This window comes from Burkholderia sp. Bp9090 (assembly GCF_003857985.1).
Lineage (GTDB): Bacteria > Pseudomonadota > Gammaproteobacteria > Burkholderiales > Burkholderiaceae > Burkholderia.
Map to the genome: position 1 here is coordinate 40,159 of NZ_QTPV01000015.1, position 21,581 is coordinate 61,739.

Genomic DNA, 21,581 nt, shown 5'->3' on the forward strand with positions numbered 1-21,581 from the left:
ATCGCGCGTCCCGAGGAGGCGGTAACTGGTAACTCTTACAGGGTGAGGCCGCGCCGACACCATTCGACCGGTGGTAACGGTTTCTTGATCGGCGGGATTGAAATACCGGCGGCTTTTGCTTATAAAGAGCGCCAGTCTTGCGGAAATGTCAGACGAAAGTGCGGCCGGTTGTCACTGGAGCACGGGACCGGCATGATAGACGTCGTTGCGACCGAGCAATGCCGACGCAACCGCGGCCGGCCAATCGATGTGTGCGAGCCGCGCGGCCAGCACGGCGGCGGTGCGGAACATGCCGAGGTCGGCGCCGGTGGCGTCGACGGCCATGATGTTGCTGCGGACGTCGCCGCCCGCGATCGCGAACGTGCCCGTCGCGCGCTCGAGATACCAGTCCCAGCCGACCGTCAGGTACGCGAGGCCGGCACTGGCCGGGCGGTGCCATTCGGTGTAGCCGGCCAGACGCGCGTCGACGGCGCTGTCGCGCAGTTCCGCGAGCAGCGATGCATCGAGGCCGCTCGCGACATGGTCGAGCGCGAGCGCGGCCAGCGCGCTTTCGGACAGGCGCACATAGCCGTCCGGAGACGGGCCGCGGACCGGGTGCAACAAAGGTGAAGTCATGCGCGGAATGTATCAGCCCCGAACCGGCGCTGGCACCTGACAGGTATGACAGCGTAACGTTGTCGGAGAATGAATGGAACTGCGCTGGCAGGATGCCTACCAACAATTCAGCGCCGCTGAAGACGAGCAGCAGCTCTTCCAGCGGATCGCCGCTTATTCTAAACGCCTCGGCTTCGAATATTGCTGTTACGGCATTCGCGTGCCGTTGCCCGTGTCGAAGCCGGCCGTCGCGATCTTCGATACCTATCCGGACGGCTGGATGGCCCACTACCAGGCGCAGAACTACATCGAGATCGACTCGACGGTGCGTGACGGCGCGCTCAGCACCAACATGATCGTCTGGCCGGACGTCGACCGGATCGATCCGTGTCCGCTTTGGCGGGACGCGCGCGACCACGGGCTGTCGGTGGGCGTCGCGCAGTCGAGCTGGGCGGCGCGCGGCGCGTTCGGGCTGCTGAGCATCGCGCGTCATGCGGACCGGCTCACGCCGGCCGAGATCAACATGCTGACGCTGCAGACCAACTGGCTCGCGAACCTGTCGCATTCGCTGATGAGCCGCTTCATGGTGCCGAAGCTGTCGCCCGAGGCGAGCGTCACGCTGACCGCGCGCGAGCGCGAGGTGCTGTGCTGGACGGCCGAAGGGAAGACCGCGTGCGAGATCGGCCAGATCCTCAGCATCTCGGAGCGCACGGTCAACTTCCACGTGAACAACATCCTCGAGAAGCTCGCCGCGACCAACAAGGTCCAGGCGGTGGTCAAGGCGATCTCGGCCGGGCTCATCGATACGCCCTGACGCAAAACTGGCGGCGGGGCGGTCGTGCCGAGCCGGCCGCCTTTGCGCTCACTCCATCATCGGCTCCGCTTCCTTCGCGGTCCAGCTCACGCTGGAAATGCTCTTCTCCATGCTCATCCGGCTCGCGATCTGCTCGAGCTTCTGCTGATCCTTCGGATGCAGCTTCAGCGTCGCGGTCACCTTCAGCCGGTCCGGCTGCTCGGGCACGTCCTCGCTCGTCAGGCTCTGGAACGACAGCGGTTTCGCATACATCGCATTCGACAGCAGCGTGCGGATGTGCACTTCGTCGGCGGCGAGGCAGATCACGGTGATCTGGTATTCGCGCACGAGGTCGGCATTCGACACGGGGGTCGCGTTGATCGCCTGGCTGACGCCTCGCAGCACCGTGTTGGTGAGCAGCACGACGCCCGTGCCGGCCAGGGCCGGCACGTAGTGGCCGGAGCCGGCCAGCACGCCGACGGCGGCCGAACACCACAGCGTCGCGGCCGTGTTGATGCCCTGGATCGAACCCTTGTCGCGCATGATCACGCCGCCGCCGAGAAAGCCGACGCCCGACACGACGTAAGCGGCGATCTGCGTGACGCCGGCCACGCCGTTGCCGGTCAGCACGCCGAGCGTGACGAACAGGCAGGCGCCGCTCGCGACGAGCGTGATCGTGCGCAGCCCCGCCGTGCGTTGCCGCATCTGGCGTTCGAGGCCGATCGCGACGCCGCAGGCGAACGCAGTGAAAAGACGGAGTGCGAAATCGAGAGTCATGATGGTCCTGCCGTGCCAAGTGCGCATGCCGGCCCGCGGCGCGGCGGCGCGAAGCCGAACGCGGCACGATGGCCGTCATCGCGCGGTACTGTACCGCGCGGATGCGTCATTCAATGTGAAACGGATGGCGTGCGGGCTCGCGGAACGCGAGCCGCGGCAGGAGAACTGCGTCGGACAGGCGTTCAGGCGGCAAGCGGCGCACGCAACGGAGTGCTGCAACTGTCCACGATGGTTCCTGAAGGAAGAATGGGCGGCATTCTAGTGGGCCGCGCGCGCAGGCGTCAACCCGTCTGGCGGCCGGCCGCGAACGGCCGGTGGTCACTGCGACGGTGACTGCCACGCGCCGATCGTCCCCGTCGCGAGCGCGAGCGCGGCGGCGGCCGACAGCGCGCCGGCGTAGCTGTCGACCTCCGCGTTGCGGGCCGCGAGCAGCTGGCTTTGCGCGATCGTCGCATCGGTGACCGAGCCGACGCCGTTGCGGTACGCGGTCAGCGCCGCGTCGTAGCTCGTCTGCGCGGCATCGACGAGCGCCTTCGCCGCGTCGTGCGACGCGAGGCTCGTCTGCACCGCGTTCTGCGCGGCGACGACCTGGCGGACGGCTTCCTCCTTGGTCCGCGTGAGGCGCGCGGATGCGCTCTGCGCATTGTTGCGCGCCTGCATCAGCACCGCCGAGCGCAGGCCGCCGTCGTACAGCGGAATCGTCACCCCGAGGAACACGCCGCCGCCGTAGTGGCTGCCGTTCAGGTTCACGGTCGGGGCCTGGTCGCCGATCGCGGGCAGCGCGGTGATCGCCGTGCCGCCGCTGGCGTAGGACGTCGACGCCGACAGGAAGATCTTCGGCATGAAAGCGGCTTGAGCGGCCTTGATCTTCGCGCGGTTGGCCTGCTCGAGCGCATAGGCGCCCTGCAGGTCGGGGCGGCGCGCGATCGCGTCCGACACGATCGCGTCGACCGACGACGCGAGCGCAGGCGGCAGCGCTCGCCTGGGCAGCGCGGCGATCGACGGTTTCGACAGCGGCGAGATGCCGAGCGCGGAAACCAGCGCGAGGTAGCCGTCGCTTTCCGTGCCGTTCGCCTGGACCAGCGCGAGGTTCGCCTGTGCGCGATTCTGCGTCGCCTGCGCGAGTTCGACGACGGTGCCGACGCCTTGCCTGAGCCGTGCGCGCGACGCCGCGAGAATCGCGTCCGCGTTCGCCAGGCCCTGCTGCGCGCTGACCGCGCGCGAGCGGGCGGCTTCGTAACGGTAATACGCGACGGTCACGTCGTGGATCACCTGCTGATGCACGGCCGTGAACGCGACGTTCGACGCGACCGACGCCTGTTCGGCCGCCTCGACGCGCGCCGCGCGGCCGCCGAAATCGAACAGCAGCCATTGCAGCGACAGCGCCGAGATCGTGCCGTGCACGGTCGTGTTGCTCGACGAGTCGCCGAGGATCGTCGACGTCGAGCCGTGACTCGTCTGGTACGCGCCCATCGCGGTCGCGGACAGGTTCGGCAGGTATGCGGCCTTCGCGATGCCGACCGCGAGCGCCGCGTTGCGCGCGTCGTTCCATGCGATGCGGGTCAGCGGGTTCGTCGATTCGGCGAGATCGATCAGCTCGGGCAGCGTGTACGGATGCGCGGCATCGAGCGCGGCCGGCGGCGACACCGATGCGAGCGCGGGCGAGGCCGGAAGCGTGTAGTCGTGCGGCGCACGCTGCGCGGATGCAAGCGGTGGCGCCGGCACGATGTCGCCGGCGGCCGACGTTTGCGGCTGCCACGGACGGTCGGGGGCCTGCGGCGCGAGATCGACCGACGACGTGGCGCAACCGGTCAGCGCGATGGCGGTCGCGAGCGCGGCGGCGGCGATCGATGCGGCCGGCGGTTCAGGGACGCGCATGAGGGGCAGGCTCCTTCGGGGTGTCTGGGCGCGCGGCGTCGGCGATGTGCGCGAGCCGCGTGTCGATCAGGTTCAGCAGCGCGTCGCGTGTAGGGTCGGTGGAGGTGGCGGCCGGCGGCGGGGCCGGCTCGGCTGCCGCGCCTGCCGTCGACGACGGCGGCGCCGAAGCGGCGTCGGCGGTCGGGGCGTCGTCGCGCAGTTCGACCACGCGCGCGAGGTGCGCGCCGATCGCCGCATCGCCCGGCGTGCGGTCGGCGAGCAGGAACAGCGGGCCTTCGAGCGCGCCGAGTTCCGCGAGCGCGCGTCGCCGGGTGGCGAGCCACGTGGCGGCCGGCCGCACCCACGACGGTTCGTAGTGGATCAGGCCGAGCTCCTGCGCGATCGCGCCGTGGCGCGCGAACGCTTCGGCGGCGAGCGTGCGGCGTTCGGCCGGCTGCACGACCTGCGCGATACGGCGCCATTGATCGAGCAGCGCCGCGAACGCGACGTCGATCTGCTTGCCGATGCTGACGGGCCAGATGCGCGTGAACACGAGATACACGACGACGTTGCCGAGCAGGATGCCGATCGTGCGATCGCGCGCGAGCGTCAGGTCGAAGCCGGGGCCCGCGCCCTGGATCACGCACAGGAAGAACGCGAACGCGACCTGGAAGCCAGCGTACGCAATGCGCGGCGAACCGAACGCGACCCACGCGGACAGCCACGCGCCGACGAACACGAGCGCCATCAGCTCGCCGATCGACGACAGCGCCGGCACGACGAACACGAGCGCCGCGGTGCCGATCAGCGCGCCGACGATGCAGCCGGCGATCCGCAGCGTGAGCTTCTCGACCGTTTCGGCCGTCGAGCCGAGCGACACCATGTAGCAGGTGATGAAGCAGGTATGGATGCCCGACCAGTCGAGCTGCGAGTACAGCAGGTAGCAGAACATCGCCGCGACGGTCGTCTTCAGCGCGTAGCGGATGTGGTCGGGGTTGGTGCGGGCGTCCGGCAGGAAGAAGCCGCCGCGCGGCGCGGCGGGTGCGTTGGCGGTTGCAGCCGATGCGTCGGGCGGAGTCGCCGTCGGTGCGGCAGATGCGGCCGATGCGGCCGGTGCAGTCGCTGCAGTCGATTCAGCAGGTGTGGCCGGCTCGGCGAACTGCGTGATGGCCGCGTGCAGATCGGTTGCGACGACGCGCGCGAGCGGCGGCAGCGTATCGGCCGGCGGCAGCGCAAGCGTCACGTCGACCGGATAACCGCCTTGCTCGAGGATGCCGGCCATCTCGTCGAGTGTCGCCGCAGCCGGTTGCGCGAACGCGGCGGGCAGCCGCGCGTCCGGCTCGCGGTCGGCGAGCGAGACCGCGACGAGCAGCGCGGTGCTCGACGCGATGGCTTGCCGTATCGCGGGTGCGTCGGCGGCGGGCGTCGACCCTTCGAGCGTCGACAGCTTGAGCCACGTGAGGAGCTGCTTGTCGCCTTCGCGCAGGCTCGCGTCGAAGGCCGTGCGCGCATCCTCGTCGCCGCGCAGCCGCTGCGCGGCGAGCCGCAGCCGTTTCGCGAGCTGCGCGAGCGCGAGCTTGCGCGGCGAAGGCGCGATCAGCAGGTTGACGACGATCGCGACGCCGACCGGAATCGCGACCATCAGCCATGCGTAGAGCAGCGCACGCGTCGCGGCTTCGCCGACCGGCGCGAGGCCGAGCTGGTCGAGCCCGAAGCCGACGATCATCGCGAGGATCGCGCCGACCGGGCGCAGCTTGCTCGCCGACGTGAGGTACAGCAACCCGGCCGACAGCACGGCCATGCACGCGACGCGCAGCACCGAATAGTCGATGCTGAAGATCGCGACGCCGATCACGAGCGCGATCACGAGCGTGATGAGCAGCAGCATCGCGACCGCGAGCACGACGCTCGTCACGCGGTCGGCGCGGTTCAGGAAGAACACGACGTACGCGGAGATCGCGGCTTCCGGCGTACCGTAGCCGCTCGTCACGAGCACGACGAGCGCGCAGATCAGCGCGACCCGCGCGGCCATCGCGGCGCGCCCCGGAAACGGCGCGAGCAGTCGCAGGACTTCGCGCGGGCCGGGCGAGCGGACTTCAGCGGCAGGCTGAACCATGCCGGACCTCGACGATCGCGCTCGCGCCGACGCGCACGAGCTTGCCGTCGGGTTCGTCGAGCTTCACACGCACCGGGAAGCGCTGTGCGACATGTACCCAGTTCACCGAGCGCTGCACGATCGGCAGTGCGCGCGGCAGGTTGATGCGGTCGCTGTCCGCGATGCCCGCGCCGATGCCGACGACCTTGCCCGTCAGCGGCCGGCTGCGGTCGATCATCGAATAGACGGTCGCGCAGTCGCCGACCGTGATGCGGTTCAACGACGTTTCGCGGAAATTGCCGACGGCGAACCATTCGCTCGCATCGATCAGCGTGAAGATCGACTGGTTCGGCGCGAGGGTCTCGCCGGCAAGCACGGTCAGGCCCGTCACGAGCCCGTCGTGCGGCGCGCGCACCACCGTGTCGTCGAGCGCGTGCTGCGCGCGGGCGAGTGCGGCTTCGCGTGCATGGAGCGTGGCGATCGCATCGGCGTCGTCGCCGATCGTCTGCGCGGACGCTCGCTGTTGTTCCTGCGCCTGCGCGAGCGACACGGCCGCGTCGCGCTGCCGGACCTTCGCCTGGTCGAACTGCTGTGCGCTGACGTAGCCCTGCGCCGCGAGCGGCGCGAGCCGGTTCACGTCGCGCGTCGCGAGATCGTGATTCTGCGACGCGCGCTTGACCTGCTCGGCGGCGACGGCTGCGTTCGAGCGCTCGCCGATCAGCGACCGGCGGCGAGTGTCGAGCGACGCGCGCGCGAGTTCGAGGTCGGCCTGCGCCTGCGCGACCGTCAGCCGGTACGGCACCGGATCGATCTGATACAGCAGGTCGCCTTTTACAACGCGCTGGTTCTCGTGCACGGCAAGCTGCACGATGCGGCCGCCGACGGGCGACGCGACGTGCACGACGTCCGCGTCGATCGACGCGTCGTCGGTGGACGGGTAGGCCGTCGTGCGGTGGTACGCGTACGCGAGCGCCGCGATGCCGAGCGCGACGATCGCCAGCGCGATCACGCGGCCTTTCGTGGACGGGCGGGCGGTGCCGGCGGCCTTCATGCGAACGGCCCCGTGCCGGTGAGCCACACGATCACGGCGACCACGAGCCCGATCGCGGTGCAGACGGCGAGCTGGTAGGGCACCGTGGCGGCCCAGCCGGTCGCGACGAACACGCGGTGCGCGACGATCGCGCCGACGATGCCGACGATCGCGCTGACGAGCCAGAGCGGGAAATACGCGCCGAACAGGACGTACGACGGTGCGCCGCGCGACGTGCAGCCCGCGAGCGGCAGGGCGGGCGCGAGGACGGCGGCGACGCGCAGCGGCGCGCGCGGCGTTGTTTTTCTCATGGTGTGACGAGCTCGACGTTGGGGGTGGATGCCGGGCGCGGCGCAAGGCGGCTCGTCGTCGCGACGACGATTCCGCGATACGGAGCCGATCATAAATCAGCGCGATGCGGACCGCCAGCGATGCCCGGCGTGCCTGCCGCACGCACGGGGCTGGCCGGTGGCCGCTTCGGTGCGATCGATGGCGGCTCGCGATTCTGCCAGCACATGCACTGGCAGGGTTGCTGACGGACTGTAAAGGATCGTCAGACGAAACCGGGCCGATGTCGTTTGTCTGCCGATGAAGCGGGAATCGGCGAGCCGAATGCGGAATTGACGCGCAGTCGCGGATGAATCCGCGTTCGGGCCGCGCGGTGCGTCCGCCGTGGCCGTGACCGTCGTGCCGGCCGGTATCTGTGTACCATCGTGCGAAGAGCGCGACGCGTGAAGAGGCTTGACGGCACGGTCCCGTCCGACGCGCGGCGCGGAAGCGGTATCGCAACGAGGACGAGTATTCCATGCGAAGTTTCTTTGTCCGGTTCATCGCAATCGGCGTGGTGTTCCATTTGTATGTCGGGCTGCGGATCATTCCCGACGCCTTCACGTCGCCACTCGCGCGCACGATCGCGGCGCTCGTGCTGGCGAGCTTCGTCGTGCTGATTCCGGTCGGCATGTTCTCGCGCCGCTTCGACGAAGGCTGGGCCGCGACTCTGGTCGGCTGGCTGGGTTCGATCGCGATGGGTTTCTTCTCGTCGCTGCTGGTGCTGACATTCCTGCGCGAGCTGGTGCTGCTCGGCGTCGTCGTCTGGCGGCATCTGGGGCACGACGGTGCCTGGAGCGGCGCGGCATCCGACACGGCGCTCGGCGTGCTGGCGGGCGCGGTGCTGGTCAGCGCGCTCGGATTCGTCGGTGCGCGCCGCACGGCCGCGGTCAAGCGCGTGTCGATTCCCGTCGACGGGCTGCCGGCCGCGCTCGACGGCCTGACGATCGTGCAACTTTCGGACATTCACGTCGGGCCGACGATCAAGCGCCCGTATATCGAGCGGATCGTGCGCGCGGTCAATGCGCTCGAGGCCGATCTCGTCGTCGTGACGGGCGACGTGGTCGACGGCTCGGTCAAGCGGCTGCGCGAGCACACGGCGCCGCTCGGCCGCATGCAGTCGCGGCACGGCAGCTTCCTCGTGACGGGCAACCACGAGTACTACGCTGGCGCGCACGCATGGATCGACGAGTTCCGGCGGATCGGGTTGACGGTGCTGCTCAACGAACACGTGCTGATCGAACACGACGGCGCGCGCGCGGTGCTCGCCGGCGTCACCGATTTCACGGCGGGCGGGTTCGATCCCGCGCATCGCAGCGATCCCGAGCAGGCGCTGGCGGGCGCGCCGCACGACGTCGCCACGAAGATCCTGCTCGCGCACCAGCCGCGCAGCGCGGAAGCGGCGAGCCGCGCCGGTTTCACCGTGCAGCTGTCCGGCCATACGCACGGCGGGCAGTTCCTGCCGTGGCCGCCGTTCGTGCGCCTGCAGCAGCCCGTGATCGGCGGGCTGAACCGGTTCGGCACGATGTGGCTCTATACCAGCCGCGGCACCGGCTACTGGGGGCCGCCGAACCGCTTCGGCGTGCCGTCCGAGATCACGCTGATCCGGTTGACCCGCGGCCGCTAGCGCGCCGGAATGACAGCGCATGGCGTCGCGCGTCGCCGTTGGCTACCATGCAGACGTGGTTTCCCCGCACCGTTCATTTGCTGCCTGATCGCGACATGTCGACGCCCGATCTTTTCGCCGATTCGCCCGTGCCCGACGTGGACTGGTACCCGGACTGGCTCGCGCCGGCCGACGCCGATCGCGTGCTGGCCGCGCTGATCGACGAGGTCGCGTGGCGGCAGGACACGATCCGCACGCCGCGCGGTCGCATTCCGCTGCCGCGGCTCACCGCGTGGCAGGGCGAGCCCGACGCCGTCTACGTGTATTCGGGGATCCGCAACGTGCCCGCGCCGTGGACGCCGGCCGTGCTCGACCTGAAGCGCGCGGTCGAGGCGACCTGCGGCGCGCGATTCAACAGTGTGCTGCTCAATCGCTATCGCAACGGGCAGGACAGTCTCGGCTGGCATGCCGACAACGAGCCGGAGCTCGGCGACGCGCCGGTGATCGCGTCGGTGAGCCTCGGCGCGATGCGCGTATTCGACCTGCGTCATCGTGCGACCGGCGTCGTGCACGCGTACCGGCTGACACACGGCAGCCTGCTCGTGATGCGCGGCCGCACGCAGGCCGAATGGCAGCACCGCGTGCCGAAGGCGCCGGCCGTGCAGGGTGAGCGCGTCAACCTGACGTTCCGGCGGGTGGTGTCGGCGGGAAGCGGCCGGTAGCGGCCGGAGATGCCGACCGGCGGACGCCACGGGCCGACGTAGGTGATGGTCCGGCGCACGCGTGCCGGTCGCACCCCGTTTTTCATCCGGGCGAAGCTGGCCGCCGTCGATGCGGCACGTTGCCGCACTCAGGTGTCCGGGGCGGCTTGAACCGGGCTGCGAGGCCCGTCCCATAAGGGTTTCAGGTGGTTTTGATTGACCGCCCGGTTCTGATAGGCAGGTGTAAGCCCTGATGGTGCGTCGCAACATTCATTGACTAGACTGTCGAATGGCTGAAACGCGCCGGACGCCGGCGCATTTTTTCGACATGCCTGACGCGTCGCCGACGTGATGCGCAGTGCAGGAGCATAAAACCCGTGACCGTACTGGACTCATCCCTCGAACCCTCGCTGCACGTCTTCGAACAAGACGGCGGATGGCAATGGGCGCTGACGGTGAAGCGGGCGTCGGGTGTCGGTGTGAAAGTCGTCGCATTCAGCACGGACGGCTTTCGCGGTGAAGCCGACGCATACGCCGCTGGCCAGCTCGCCCGTGCCGAGTACGACGCTGCCGTGACGGCCTGACGTCGCGTCGCGCCGATCCCGCTCGCGGATCGGTGCGGTCGTTTGTTTCCTCGCGTTTCTTCCCCCTTTCGTTTTCTAGTCGCACATCGGCCGTGATCGTGCCGGCCGGTACCGCACGTGAGGCATCCCGATCGCGGATGAGCAGGGCCGGCGGCCCGCCTTGCCTAAGGCGACGTTCCGATGGGCAGTCCTGTCTATCGCTGTTATCCTTTCGATCGCATCAGGCTATATGAGTCCGGCTACCCGATCGGGCGCGCCGGGCCATCGGCCGCCTGCGCCGGATCGTGTTGATCCGGTCCGGTCGAAATTCCATAATCAAGCATTGCGGGTCATTCGTGAACGCTTCCATTCCGTCCATGTGCACAGGATCAATCCAACGATGAGCGGCGCATCGAAACCGCCGGCGAAGCCGGCAAGCGCGCCGCGCGCGACAGCCGGCGACGACGTCGACCACGACGCGTCGAAGCAGGGCGCGGGCGACGACGAATCGTCGGGCGGCGCGTCGTCGTATCTGGTGCCGGGCCTCGAGCGCGGGCTGCGGATCCTCGCCGAATTCTCCGCGCGCGAGCCGGTGCTCGGCGCGCCCGAGCTGTCGAAGCGCATCGGCATTCCGCGCACGACCACCTTCCGCCTGCTGCAGACGCTCGAAGCGCTCGGCTTTCTCGAGCGCGTGAACGGCGACCGCTATTTCCGGCTCGGCGTCGGCGTGCTGCGGCTCGGCTTCGAATACCTGAATTCGCTGGAACTGACTGATCTCGGCACGCCCGTGCTCGAACGATTGCGCGATGCGACCGGCCTGTCGACGCACCTGCTGATCCGCGACCAGCGCGATGTCGTGTTCGTCGCGAAGGCGCAGAGCAACACGTCGATGTTCGGCTCGGTGAAGGTGCACGTCGGCACGCGGCTGCCCGCGCACGCGACCGTGCACGGCCATGTGCTGATGGGCGACCTCACGCGCGACGCGCTGCGCCAGCTGTATCCGGAGAAGCGCCTCGAACAGTTCACCGAGCGCACGCCGGGCACGGTGGACGAGTTGTACGAGCGTGTGCGTCATTACGCGCGGCTCGGCTACGCGGTCAGCGAAGCCGCGTTCGAGAGCGGCATCTCGGCCGTGACGGCACCCGTGCGCGATCATTCGGGCGCGATCGTCGCGGCGATCACCGCGACGGTGCCGCGCTCGGAAATCGGCGAGGCCGGCGAGAAGGAGCGGCTCGTCGAAGCGGTATGCGGCGCGGCGGTCGACCTGTCGCAGCGGTTGAACTACCGGCCGCTCGAAAGCGACCCGACGTTCGCGCACGCGCGCCATCGCGTCGCGATGTTCTGATTCGCGGCATGAGCCGCGTCGCGCGGCTTCGTCAGTAGCCTGTCGCAAGTAGCCAAAAAAAGAGCAGCCCCCGGGCTGCTCTTTTCGTTTCCGCCGTCGGGCGCATCCGCCCGCCGCCGCTCAGAACGAGTGATGGATGCCGGTCAGCACGATCACCTGGTTCGCGGTGCTCGACGCGCCGGCCGTGAAGAACGCGGCCTTCGCGCCGCCCGAACCGTGCTCGTACAGCACGTTCGCATACAGCTGCGTGCGCTTCGACAGCGCATAGATGTCGCCGAGCTCGACCTGCGTCCAGCGGCGGCCGGCCAGCGTCGTGGTCGCCGCGCCGCCCGCGATCGTGTTGAACGCGCTGCTGCGGTAGTTCACGCCCGCGTCGTAGCTCTGGAACGTGTCGGAAAACCCGTTCGACTGCATCTTCACGCGCGTATAGAGGCCGTGCACGAGGAAGTCGCCGATCTGGTAGGACGCGCCCGCGCCGATGTTCTCGACCTTGTTCGCGATGTAGCCGGTCGCGGTGTTCTGCCCCTGGAACGACGTGATACCCGTCTGGCTGATCAGGATCGAGCGGTCGTGCTCGTTCGAGTAGACGGCCGATGCCTTGAACGGCCCGTTCGCGTAGTTCAGCGCGACCCCGACCGACTTGCCGGTCGAGAAGTTCGTCGTGTTGCCGAGCGCCATCGCCGCCGCGGCCGAGAAGCCGGCGAAGCTCGGCGAACGGTACTTGACCGCGTTGTTGTACGGCACGTTGCCGGTCGCGGCGAGCCCGTCGATGTTGCCCGGATGGAACGCATACCAGCTCAGCGCGAGATACGCGGTGCTGAGCGGATCGAGATAGTCGAACGTCAGCGGCGTCTGGCGGCCGAGCGTCAGCGTGCCGTAGCGGTCGGAGCTGAGGCCGACGAAGGCCGCGCGGTTCCAGATCGTGTTCGCGGTCGCGAACTGGCCGTTGTTCGTATAGAAGCCGTTTTCGAGCTGGAAGATCGCCGACAGGCCGCTGCCGAGGTCTTCCTTGCCTTTCAGGCCCCACCGGTCGGGTTGCGTGTTGCCCTGGATCATCGCCCACTTCGCGTGGCCGCCGACGTTGTTCACATAGGCGACGCCGGCATCCAGGCTGCCGTACAGCACCACGCTGCTTTGTGCCCAGGCGCTCGACATCGCGCCCATTCCGATGATTGCTGCTGCTACCGCTTGCTTGACCATTTGATCTCCTGACTCTCCAAACCTGACGGGAAACGTGCCGTGGCGGCGGGCGCGGGGGGACGGCCGGCCGTCGCGCGTTCTTCACCACCGGGCGGGCATTTTTAATGTTCCATATAAGGAACAATGTGCCTCTGATGGAATGAAGTATAGAGGTGTCGCGCGCCGGATCAAAAATAAATTTATCGGGCCGGATGCGGGTGGTGACGATCCGCAACACGGGACCGAGCGTCCTGAAAAAAGGACTTAAATCCCCGCCACTAAACAAAAAATCACCTTTTGGAAGATGAGTGGCGGCGATCGTCGACCCGGCGGTCGGTGTTTTCCCTAGGACGTGCAGCTTTTTGTTTTACTCGTGGGAAGTCACTTCTATAATCACCATCCATAAACTGCTGTTCCGGGTATGGAACAAACCCGGGGCGAACCGAGAGTCGATCAGAAGGAAGGGTGTGAGATGTCTGAACAATGGGTTTGTGCCGGGCACGCCGGCGCGCTGTCGGAAGACACGCCGATCGAGTTCAAGCGGACCGACGGCGTCGAAATCGGGATCTACCGCGTCGGCGACGAGGTGTATGCGCTCGAGAACGTGTGCCCGCATGCCTACGCGCTGCTGACGCAGGGGTTCGTCGACGAAGGCACGGTCGAATGTCCGCTGCACGAGGCCGTGTTCGACATCAAGACGGGCGAATGCCTGAAGGGCCCGGGCGGGCGCGCGCTGAAGCAGTACGCGGTGCGCCTGGCTGGCGAGGAAATCCAGATCAAGGTGGAGTAACCGATGAAAGAAGCGACCGTCAACTTCAATCCGTTCCTGAAGCCGTGGGTGGCGCCGCAGCCGAACAACGTCGCCGGCAAGGGGCAGATCGAGATCCCGGGCCAGGTCGAGAACCGCATCTGGCAAAACCGCAAGGCCGAGCCGACGCAGTACGAGAACGATCTGGGCGACGCGCTCGAACGCGTGTTCGAGAGCGGCGCGACCGAGCTGGACGAGGTCGTCGCGGGCCTGAACCGCATCGGCTTCCGCGCGCCGGACGGCACGGCGTGGACGCCCGAGCGCTTCCGCGCCGAAATGGCCTCGCTGGCGGAATGAGCGCACCAACCGCGCCGCACGCCTGAGCGCCGACCCGACAACCGCATCCGGAGCACACTGATGACGTCCCCCGCACAACACGAAACACAACACGACCCGGTCCGCGACTACCTCGACCGCGGCATCAAGAACTACTGGTATCCCGTCGCCCCGAGCTGGCAGGTGTCGAACGCGCCGGTCGGCCTCACGCGCCTGTCCGAGCAGATCGTGCTGTGGCGCGATCACGAAGGGAAGGTCCACGCGCTGGAAGATCGCTGTCCGCACCGCGGCGCGCGCCTGTCGCTCGGCTGGAACCTCGGCGGCAGCATCGCGTGCTGGTATCACGGCATCGAAGTCGACGGCGGCGGCACGGTCAACCGCGTGCCGGCCGTATCGAACTGTCCGCTCGAAGGCACGAAGTGCGTGAAGTCGTATCCGGTCGAGGAGAAGGCCGGCGCGATCTTCCTGTGGTTCGGCGACGAAGCGCACGGCGAGCCGGCGCCGCTGAACCTGCCGGAAGAACTGGTCGCCGACGAATACGCGCACTTCCTGTGCGTGTCGAACTGGAAGTGCAATTACCAGTACGCGATCGACAACGTGATGGACCCGATGCACGGCGCGTACCTGCACGCGACGTCGCACTCGATGGCCGAAGGCGACAAGCAGGCCGACATGCGTGTGCGCAAGACGGAAACGGGCCTGATGTTCGAGAAGATCGGCCAGCGCGACGTGAACTTCGACTGGGTCGAGCTCGGCGAAACCGGCTGCCTGTGGATGCGCCTCGCGATTCCGTACAAGCAGAAGTTCGGCCCGGGCGGCAACTTCGGGATCATCGGCTTCGCGACGCCGGTCGACGGCGACAACTGCCAGGTCTACTTCTGGCGTACGCGCAAGGTCAGCGGCTGGCAGCGCGACGTGTGGCGCTTCATGTACCGCAACCGCCTCGAGGGCCTGCACTGGGACGTGCTCGAGCAGGACCGCTACGTTCTCGAAAGCCTCGCGCCGCACGCGCGCGATCACGAATACCTGTACCAGCACGACGTCGGCATCACGCGCGTGCGCCGGATGCTGCGCCAGCGCGCGCAGGAACACCTGTCCGCGCTCGACGCGCATCGCGCGGCGCACGCCGCGGCGGAGCCCGCGAATGGCTGAGTTCGCTCCGGTCGTGTCGCTGCCGGGGCGCCGCGTGCTCGTCACGGGCGGCGCGCGCGGTCTCGGTGCCGCGTTCGTGAAGGCGCTCGTCGAAGCGGGCGCGCAGGTCGCGTTCGGCGACGTGCTCGCCGAAGAGGGCCGCGCGCTGGCCGCGCAGCTCACGCAAGCCGGCCACACCGCGCATTTCTTCACGCTCGACCTGGCCGATCCGGCGAGCGTCACGGCTTTCGTCGCGCAGGGCGCGGCGGCGCTCGGCGGCATCGACGCACTGATCAACAACGCGGCGATCACGAACTCGGGCGGCAAGCTGTCGACGGAGCTCGACGTGTCGACCTGGGATGCCGTGATGAACGTGAACGTGCGCGGCGTCTGGCTCGTGAGCAATGCGGCGCTGCGATACCTCGCGCAATCGGGCCGCGGCGCGATCGTGAACCTCGCATCGGACACCGCGCTGTGGGGCGCGCCGAAGCTGCTCGCGTACGTCGCCAGCAAGGGCGCCGTGATCGCGATGACGCATGCGCAGGCGCGCGAGTTCGGTGCGCACGGCGTGACGGTCAACGCGATCGCGCCGGGGCTCACCGAAGTCGAGGCGACGGCCTACGTGCCGGCGGAACGCCACGCGTTCTACATGCAGGGCCGCGCGCTGACGCGCGCGCAGGTGCCCGAGGACGTGACGGGCCCCGTGCTGTTCCTGCTGTCGGACGGCGCGCGCTTCGTGACGGGTCAACTGCTGCCGGTAAACGGCGGCTTCGTAATGAATTGAATTGAAGTTTTCACTCTGATGAAGGAGAGGACGATGGCGGACGCCGATCTCGAACGCAAGTCGTGGGACCAGCCGGAAGGCGCAAGCTTCAACGACTGGATGGAAGGGCGCGTCGCGCGCTACGCGACGCGGCGCTACGACTGGGACGCACTGAAGTTCCAGGCCGACTACGACCCGAAGTACCGCCGTGCGCAGATGCGCTACGTCGGCACGGGCGGCACGGGCGTCGCGAAGGACGTCAACACGGTGCCGGCCGGCAACTTCACGTTCTCGACGATGGTCATTCCGGCCGGCAACATCGGCCCGAGCCACATCCATATCGACGTGGAAGAAATCTTCTTCGTGCTGCGCGGCAAGATGAAGGTGATCTGCGAGCGCGACGGCGAGACCTGGGAAGCGATCCTCGGCGAGCGCGACCTGATCTCGGTGCCGCCGGGCGTGTACCGCACGGAAATCAACATCGGCGAGGAAGACGCGCTGATGTGCGTGATGCTCGGTTCGCCGAAGCCCATCACGCCGACGTATCCGCCGGATTCGCCGCTCGCGAAGATCAAGCGCTGAGACGGGGCGGAGCAAGCAATGCGTGTCATCGACAAACGTGAACGCGACCGCACCGCGGCGTTCGCCGCGCTGCTCGGGCAGTTTCCCGAACAGCGCTGCGCGGCCGGCGCGGCGGGCACGATCGGTTATCGCGAGGCCGGCGCGCAGCATGCGGGCCGCGCGCTGCCCGTCGTGCTGCTGCACGGGATCGGCTCGGGCGCCGCATCGTGGGTGTGCCAGCTCGACTCGCTCGGCGCGTCGCGCCGCGTGCTCGCTTGGGATGCGCCCGGCTACGGCGTGTCGACACCCGTGCACGGCGCGTCGCCGGCGGCCGCCGATTACGCGGCGTCGCTGAACGCGTGGCTCGAGGCACTCGGCATCGAACGCTGCGTGCTGGTCGGTCATTCGCTCGGCGCGATCGTCGCGGGCGGGTTGGCCCGCGTGATGCCCGCGCGGATCGCCGGCCTGCTGCTGATCTCGCCCGCGGGCGGTTACGGCAGCGCGCCCGCGGAAACGCGCGACACGCGCCGCGATGCACGCCTCGCGATGCTCGACGAACTCGGCCCGGCCGGGCTCGCCGAACAGCGCAGCGGCAACATGCTGTCGGGTTTCGCGAGCGAGGATGCGCGTGCATGGGTACGCTGGAACATGGCGCGCATCGTGCCGGCCGGTTATGCGCAGGCCACGCATCTGCTCGCGAACGCCGATCTCGCGTCCGATCTCGCCGGCTTTCGCGGCCGCACGGCGGTGGCGGTCGGCGCGAACGACGCGATCACGCCGCCGACTGCCTGCGAGCGGATCGCCGCTGCCGCGCACGTCGGGCTGCAGGTGATTCCGCAGGCCGGTCATGCGGGCTACGTGGAAGCGCCGGCCGTGTATTCGTCGCTGATCGATACGTTCTGCCGTCAATGCGACCGTCAACGGGGGCTGGAATGAACTACCCCCACGCTCACATTCGTTCGCTTGGGGGCGCGCAGCCCGCCCAATCCCGACATGCATTTCAACGTGCCCCTGGGGCGGCCCGACCGGAGGCATCATGAGCGAACCGTTGCAACAACAGGATGCGGACACCGCGAAGTCCGAGGCCAACTACGTGGTGCCGGGCCTCGAACGCGGTTTGCGGATCCTCGCCGAATTCTCGCCGCGCGAGCCGGTGCTCGGCGCGCCGGAACTGTCCAAGCGCCTCGGCATTCCGCGCACGACGGTGTTCCGTCTGCTGCAAACGCTCGAATCGCTCGGCTTTCTCGAGCGCGCGGACAAGGATCGCAACTACAAGCTCGGCATCGCCGTGCTGCGGCTCGGCTTCGAATACCTGAGCTCGCTCGAGCTGACCGATCTCGGCCTGCCGGTGATCGAGAGCCTGCGCGATGCGACCGGCTTCACGACGCACATCGTGATCCGTGACGGCCGCGACGTGGTGTTCGTCGCGAAGGCGCAGAGCCAGTCGCCGGTGTTCAGCTCGATTCGCGTGAACGTCGGCACGCGGCTGCCCGCGCATGCGACGACCCACGGCCACGTGCTGATGGGCGACCTGTCGCTGAAGGAGTTGCGGGCGCTGTATCCGGAAGGCACGCTGAACCGGATGACGAGCGCGACGCCGGAATCGGTCGACGCGCTCTACGAAGTGATCCGGGAAGATGCGCTGCGCGGCTATGGCGTCAGCAATTCGTCGTTCGAGCGCGGCATCTCGGTGGTCACGGCGCCGGTGCGCAACGACACGCAGAGGATCGTCGCATGCATCACGGTGACGGTGCCGCGGCCGGAGATCGACGCGGCGCTGATCGCCGACGGCCTGATCGACAAGGTGCAGCGCGCGGCGGCGGAACTGTCGCGGCGGCTCAATTACCGCTCGGATGACGAGCACACGTTTCTCAAGGCTTTAGGACTGCGATGATTCAGATCGATCTGACCGGGCAGGTGGCGGTGGTGACGGGCGGTTCGTCCGGCATCGGCCTCGCGACTGCCGAACGGTTCCTGCAGGCCGGCGCGTCGGTCGCGATTTGCGGCCGCGACGGCGAGCGTCTCGCGCGCGCCGAGGCGATGCTCGGCGAGAAATATCCGGGCGCGCCGCTGCTCGCGGTGCGCTGCAACGTGCTCGACGAAGCCGACGTGGCCGCGTTCGCGCAGGCGGTGTCCGACCGCTTCGGCCGCGCCGACATGCTCGTCAACAACGCAGGCCAGGGCCGCGTGTCGACTTTCGCCGACACGACCGACGACGCATGGCGCGAAGAACTCGAACTGAAGTACTTCAGCATCATCCGCCCGACGCGCGCATTCCTGCCGCTGTTGCGCGATGCGGCCGCGCCGACGATCACCTGCGTGAATTCGCTGCTCGCGCTGCAGCCGGAGCCGCACATGGTCGCGACGTCGTCGGCGCGGGCGGGCGTGCTGAGCCTCGTGAAGTCGCTCGCGACCGAACTCGCGCCGCAGCGCATCCGCGTGAACTCGATCCTGATCGGCATCGTGGAGTCGGGGCAGTGGCGCCGCCGCTACGAAGCGCAGGCGCCGGCCGGCGAAAGCTGGGAGGACTGGACGGGCGCGCTCGCCCGCAAGAAGAACATTCCGCTGAACCGCTTCGGCAAGCCCGACGAGGCAGCCTGGGCACTTTTTTATCTCGCAACGCATCTGTCGTCCTACACGACGGGCAGCCATATCGACGTTTCTGGAGGCTTTGCACGCCATGTCTAAAAAAACCACGGTTGGCGAGCTGATTGCCGCCTTTCTCGAGCAGTGCGACGTCAAAACCGCATTCGGTGTCATCTCGATCCACAACATGCCGATCCTCGACGCGATCAACTCGCGCGGCAACATCCGGTATGTCGGCGCGCGCGGCGAAGCGGGCGCGGTGAACATGGCCGACGGGCTGGCCCGCGTGTCGGGCGGCCTCGGTGTCGCGTTCACGAGCACCGGCACGGCGGCGGGCAACGCGGCCGGCGCGATGGTCGAGGCGCTGACGGCCGGCACGGCACTGCTGCACATCACGGGGCAGATCGAGACGCCGTACCTAGACCAGGATCTGGCGTACATCCACGAAGCGCCGGACCAGCTCACGATGCTCGATGCGATCTCGAAGGCCGCGTTCCGCGTGCGCACGGTCGAGACCGTGCTGCCGACGATCCGCGAAGCCGTGCGCATCGCGCAGACGGCGCCGACGGGCCCCGTGTCGGTCGAGATCCCGATCGACATCCAGGCCGCCGAAATCGAATGGCCGGAAGATCTCGCGCCGGCGCACGTCGCGGTGCGCGAGCACGACGATGCACGCGTCGCGAAGCTCGCCGACGCGCTGGCGGCCAAGCGCCGTCCGCTGCTGTGGCTCGGCGGCGGCGCGCGTCATGCGCGTGCGGAAGTCGAACGCCTGGTGAAGCTCGGCTTCGGCGTCGTGACGAGCGTGCAGGGCCGCGGCGTGCTGCCCGAGGATCACCCGGCGACGCTCGGCGCGTTCAACGTGCATTCGGCGGTCGAAGCGTTCTACAAGACCTGCGACGCGCTCGTCGTGGTCGGCTCGCGCCTGCGCGGCAACGAGACGCTGAAGTACAAGCTCGCGTTGCCGCAGCCGCTGTTCCGCGTCGACGCCGACGCGCTCGCCGACAACCGCGGCTATCGCAACGAGCTGTTCGTGCACGGCGATTCGAAGCGCGTGCTGGCCGAGCTGGCCGATCGCCTCGAAGGCCGCCTGTCGGTCGATCCGCGGTTCGCGGCCGATCTCGCGGCGGCGCGCGAAGCGGCCGTCGCGAGCGTGGCGGAAGGCCTCGGGCCGTACAAGCAGCTGGTCGATACGCTGCAGGGCGCGGTGGGCCGCGACTACAACTGGGTGCGCGACGTGACGATCTCGAACAGCACGTGGGGCAACCGCCTGCTGAAGATCTTCGAACCGCGCGCGGGCGTGCATGCGCTCGGCGGCGGCATCGGCCAGGGCATCCAGATGGGCATCGGCGCGGCGCTGGCCGGCTCGGCGGCGAAGACGGTCTGCCTGGTCGGCGACGGCGGCCTGATGGTCAACGTCGGCGAGCTCGTGACGGCCGTGCAGGAAAACGCGAACGTGATGATCGTGCTGATGAACGACCAGTGCTACGGCGTGATCCGCAACATCCAGGACGCGCACTACGGCGGCCGCCGCTGCTTCGTGCAGCTGCACCAGCCGGATTTCGCGCAGTTCTGCGCGAGCTTCGGCCTCACGCACTACCGGATCACGTCGCTCGACCAGGCGGAAGCGATCGTGCGCGAAGGGATCGCGAAGGAAGGGCCGGTGATGGTCGAAGTCGACATGCTGTCGGTCGGCTCGTTCGCATCGCAGTTCGCGGGCCCGCCGGTGAAGAAGGAAGAGACGCCGTCGGAGCGCCAGTATGCATAACGGCCAGCGACACGGGCATGCGCCCGTCGACGTCGCGATGATCGGCTTCGGCGCGATCGGTGCCGCCGTGTATCACGCGGTCGAGCACGATGCGTCGTTGCGCGTCGCGCACGTGATCGTGCCCGAGCATCAGCGCGACGCGGTGCAGCGCGAGCTCGGCGGTGCGGTGGAGGTCGTGTCGTCGGTCGACGCGCTGGCTCGCCGCCCCGAGTTCGCGCTCGAATGCGCGGGTCACAGCGCGCTCGTCGATCACGTCGTGCCGTTGCTGAAGGCCGGCACCGACTGCGCGGTCGCCTCGATCGGCGCGCTGTCCGACCTCGCGCTGCTCGACGTGCTGTCGCAGGCGGCCGACGAGGGCGGCACGACGGTGACGCTGCTGTCCGGCGCGATCGGCGGCATCGACGCGCTGGCGTCCGCGAAGCAGGGCGGCCTCGACGAAGTGCTGTACGTCGGCCGCAAGCCGCCGCTCGGCTGGCTCGGCACGCCCGCCGAGGAGCTGTGCGACTTGCGTGCGATGACCGGGGAAAAGGTGATCTTCGAAGGCAGTGCGCGCGACGCCGCGCGCCTGTATCCGAAGAACGCGAACGTCGCGGCGACGGTCGCGCTCGCGGGCCTCGGCCTCGACGCGACGCACGTGCGCCTGATCGCCGATCCGGCGGTCGAACGCAACGTGCACCGCATCACCGCGCGCGGCGCGTTCGGCGAGATGTCGCTCGAAATGAGCGGCAAGCCGTTGCCCGACAACCCGAAGACGTCCGCGTTGACCGCGTACAGCGCGATCCGCGCGCTGCGCAACCGCGCGGCCCGCTGCGTGATCTGAGCAG

General features: G+C 68.5%; 22 protein-coding genes. 15 read left to right on the plus strand and 7 right to left on the minus strand.

Annotated elements, in window-relative coordinates; translation table 11 throughout:
• Positions 1-171: 171 nt before the first annotated feature.
• Positions 172-615, minus strand: coding sequence for a DUF4902 domain-containing protein (locus tag DIE16_RS16210; protein WP_044843158.1), 444 nt, complete (start codon positions 613-615; stop codon positions 172-174).
• A 73-nt stretch (positions 616-688) separates the two neighbouring features.
• Here DIE16_RS16210 and DIE16_RS16215 point away from each other — a divergent pair, with 73 nt between their 5' ends.
• Positions 689-1,408: an autoinducer binding domain-containing protein gene (locus DIE16_RS16215; protein ID WP_124488191.1), complete on the plus strand. Its 720-nt coding sequence runs from the start codon at positions 689-691 to the stop codon at positions 1,406-1,408.
• 48 nt (positions 1,409-1,456) lie between these two features.
• On the opposite strand, the gene DIE16_RS16220 is transcribed toward DIE16_RS16215, so the two are convergent.
• The 5 genes from DIE16_RS16220 to DIE16_RS16245 form a co-directional block, all read right to left on the minus strand.
• Complete coding sequence (locus DIE16_RS16220; protein ID WP_044843160.1) at positions 1,457-2,164, minus strand: MgtC/SapB family protein; 708 nt, start codon at positions 2,162-2,164, stop codon at positions 1,457-1,459.
• Positions 2,165-2,482: 318 nt separating this feature from the next.
• Entirely contained in the window at positions 2,483-4,042 is a 1,560-nt protein-coding gene (locus DIE16_RS16230) for a TolC family protein (RefSeq protein ID WP_124892755.1), read from the minus strand.
• Positions 4,029-6,137, minus strand: a complete 2,109-nt coding sequence (locus tag DIE16_RS16235) for an FUSC family protein (RefSeq protein WP_124892756.1) — start codon at positions 6,135-6,137, stop codon at positions 4,029-4,031. Before DIE16_RS16235 ends, DIE16_RS16230 begins: the two co-directional genes overlap by 14 nt.
• Positions 6,118-7,167, minus strand: a complete 1,050-nt coding sequence (gene mdtN / locus DIE16_RS16240; protein ID WP_124892758.1) for a multidrug transporter subunit MdtN — start codon at positions 7,165-7,167, stop codon at positions 6,118-6,120. Before mdtN ends, DIE16_RS16235 begins: the two co-directional genes overlap by 20 nt.
• Positions 7,164-7,457, minus strand: coding sequence for a hypothetical protein (locus DIE16_RS16245; protein ID WP_124488186.1), 294 nt, complete (start codon positions 7,455-7,457; stop codon positions 7,164-7,166). Before DIE16_RS16245 ends, mdtN begins: the two co-directional genes overlap by 4 nt.
• A gap of 494 nt (positions 7,458-7,951) precedes the next feature.
• Here DIE16_RS16245 and DIE16_RS16250 point away from each other — a divergent pair, with 494 nt between their 5' ends.
• From DIE16_RS16250 to DIE16_RS16265, 4 genes are all read left to right on the plus strand, one after another.
• Positions 7,952-9,100, plus strand: a complete 1,149-nt coding sequence (locus DIE16_RS16250) for a metallophosphoesterase (RefSeq protein ID WP_124488185.1) — start codon at positions 7,952-7,954, stop codon at positions 9,098-9,100.
• Between the two features lie 95 nt (positions 9,101-9,195).
• On the plus strand, positions 9,196-9,801 hold the full coding sequence (locus DIE16_RS16255; protein ID WP_044843167.1) for an alpha-ketoglutarate-dependent dioxygenase AlkB: 606 nt from the start codon (positions 9,196-9,198) through the stop codon (positions 9,799-9,801).
• 356 nt (positions 9,802-10,157) lie between these two features.
• Positions 10,158-10,364 (plus strand): hypothetical protein, encoded by a 207-nt coding sequence (locus DIE16_RS16260; protein ID WP_044843168.1) that lies wholly within the window; start codon positions 10,158-10,160, stop codon positions 10,362-10,364.
• Positions 10,365-10,743: 379 nt separating this feature from the next.
• Positions 10,744-11,688 carry an IclR family transcriptional regulator gene (locus tag DIE16_RS16265; protein ID WP_124666746.1) on the plus strand — a complete coding sequence of 315 codons (945 nt, stop codon included), beginning with the start codon at positions 10,744-10,746 and terminating at the stop codon, positions 11,686-11,688.
• A gap of 120 nt (positions 11,689-11,808) precedes the next feature.
• Here the strand turns inward: DIE16_RS16265 and DIE16_RS16270 are convergent, their stop codons facing one another.
• Positions 11,809-12,888 (minus strand): porin, encoded by a 1,080-nt coding sequence (locus DIE16_RS16270; RefSeq protein ID WP_124892760.1) that lies wholly within the window; start codon positions 12,886-12,888, stop codon positions 11,809-11,811.
• 451 nt (positions 12,889-13,339) lie between these two features.
• Here DIE16_RS16270 and DIE16_RS16275 point away from each other — a divergent pair, with 451 nt between their 5' ends.
• From DIE16_RS16275 to DIE16_RS16320, 10 genes are all read left to right on the plus strand, one after another.
• Positions 13,340-13,657, plus strand: a complete 318-nt coding sequence (locus tag DIE16_RS16275) for a non-heme iron oxygenase ferredoxin subunit (RefSeq protein ID WP_006758060.1) — start codon at positions 13,340-13,342, stop codon at positions 13,655-13,657.
• A gap of 3 nt (positions 13,658-13,660) precedes the next feature.
• The gene (locus DIE16_RS16280; protein ID WP_044843171.1) at positions 13,661-13,972 is read left to right on the plus strand and encodes a recombinase-like helix-turn-helix domain-containing protein; all 312 of its coding nucleotides are present in this window, start codon (positions 13,661-13,663) and stop codon (positions 13,970-13,972) included.
• A gap of 60 nt (positions 13,973-14,032) precedes the next feature.
• Positions 14,033-15,103, plus strand: a complete 1,071-nt coding sequence (locus DIE16_RS16285) for an aromatic ring-hydroxylating dioxygenase subunit alpha (protein WP_124488182.1) — start codon at positions 14,033-14,035, stop codon at positions 15,101-15,103.
• Entirely contained in the window at positions 15,096-15,866 is a 771-nt protein-coding gene (locus tag DIE16_RS16290; protein ID WP_124892762.1) for an SDR family oxidoreductase, read from the plus strand. Before DIE16_RS16285 ends, DIE16_RS16290 begins: the two co-directional genes overlap by 8 nt.
• 33 nt (positions 15,867-15,899) lie before the next feature.
• Positions 15,900-16,427 carry a cupin domain-containing protein gene (locus DIE16_RS16295; RefSeq protein ID WP_034180369.1) on the plus strand — a complete coding sequence of 176 codons (528 nt, stop codon included), beginning with the start codon at positions 15,900-15,902 and terminating at the stop codon, positions 16,425-16,427.
• A gap of 18 nt (positions 16,428-16,445) precedes the next feature.
• Positions 16,446-17,342, plus strand: coding sequence for an alpha/beta fold hydrolase (locus DIE16_RS16300; RefSeq protein WP_124892763.1), 897 nt, complete (start codon positions 16,446-16,448; stop codon positions 17,340-17,342).
• A 100-nt stretch (positions 17,343-17,442) separates the two neighbouring features.
• On the plus strand, positions 17,443-18,300 hold the full coding sequence (locus DIE16_RS16305; RefSeq protein ID WP_124520787.1) for an IclR family transcriptional regulator: 858 nt from the start codon (positions 17,443-17,445) through the stop codon (positions 18,298-18,300).
• Positions 18,297-19,094, plus strand: a complete 798-nt coding sequence (locus DIE16_RS16310; RefSeq protein ID WP_124488178.1) for an SDR family oxidoreductase — start codon at positions 18,297-18,299, stop codon at positions 19,092-19,094. The genes DIE16_RS16305 and DIE16_RS16310 overlap by 4 nt, the downstream gene beginning before the upstream one ends.
• Complete coding sequence (locus tag DIE16_RS16315) at positions 19,087-20,757, plus strand: thiamine pyrophosphate-binding protein (RefSeq protein ID WP_124570642.1); 1,671 nt, start codon at positions 19,087-19,089, stop codon at positions 20,755-20,757. Before DIE16_RS16310 ends, DIE16_RS16315 begins: the two co-directional genes overlap by 8 nt.
• Positions 20,750-21,577 carry an aspartate dehydrogenase gene (locus DIE16_RS16320; RefSeq protein WP_044843178.1) on the plus strand — a complete coding sequence of 276 codons (828 nt, stop codon included), beginning with the start codon at positions 20,750-20,752 and terminating at the stop codon, positions 21,575-21,577. Before DIE16_RS16315 ends, DIE16_RS16320 begins: the two co-directional genes overlap by 8 nt.
• Positions 21,578-21,581 lie beyond the last annotated feature (4 nt).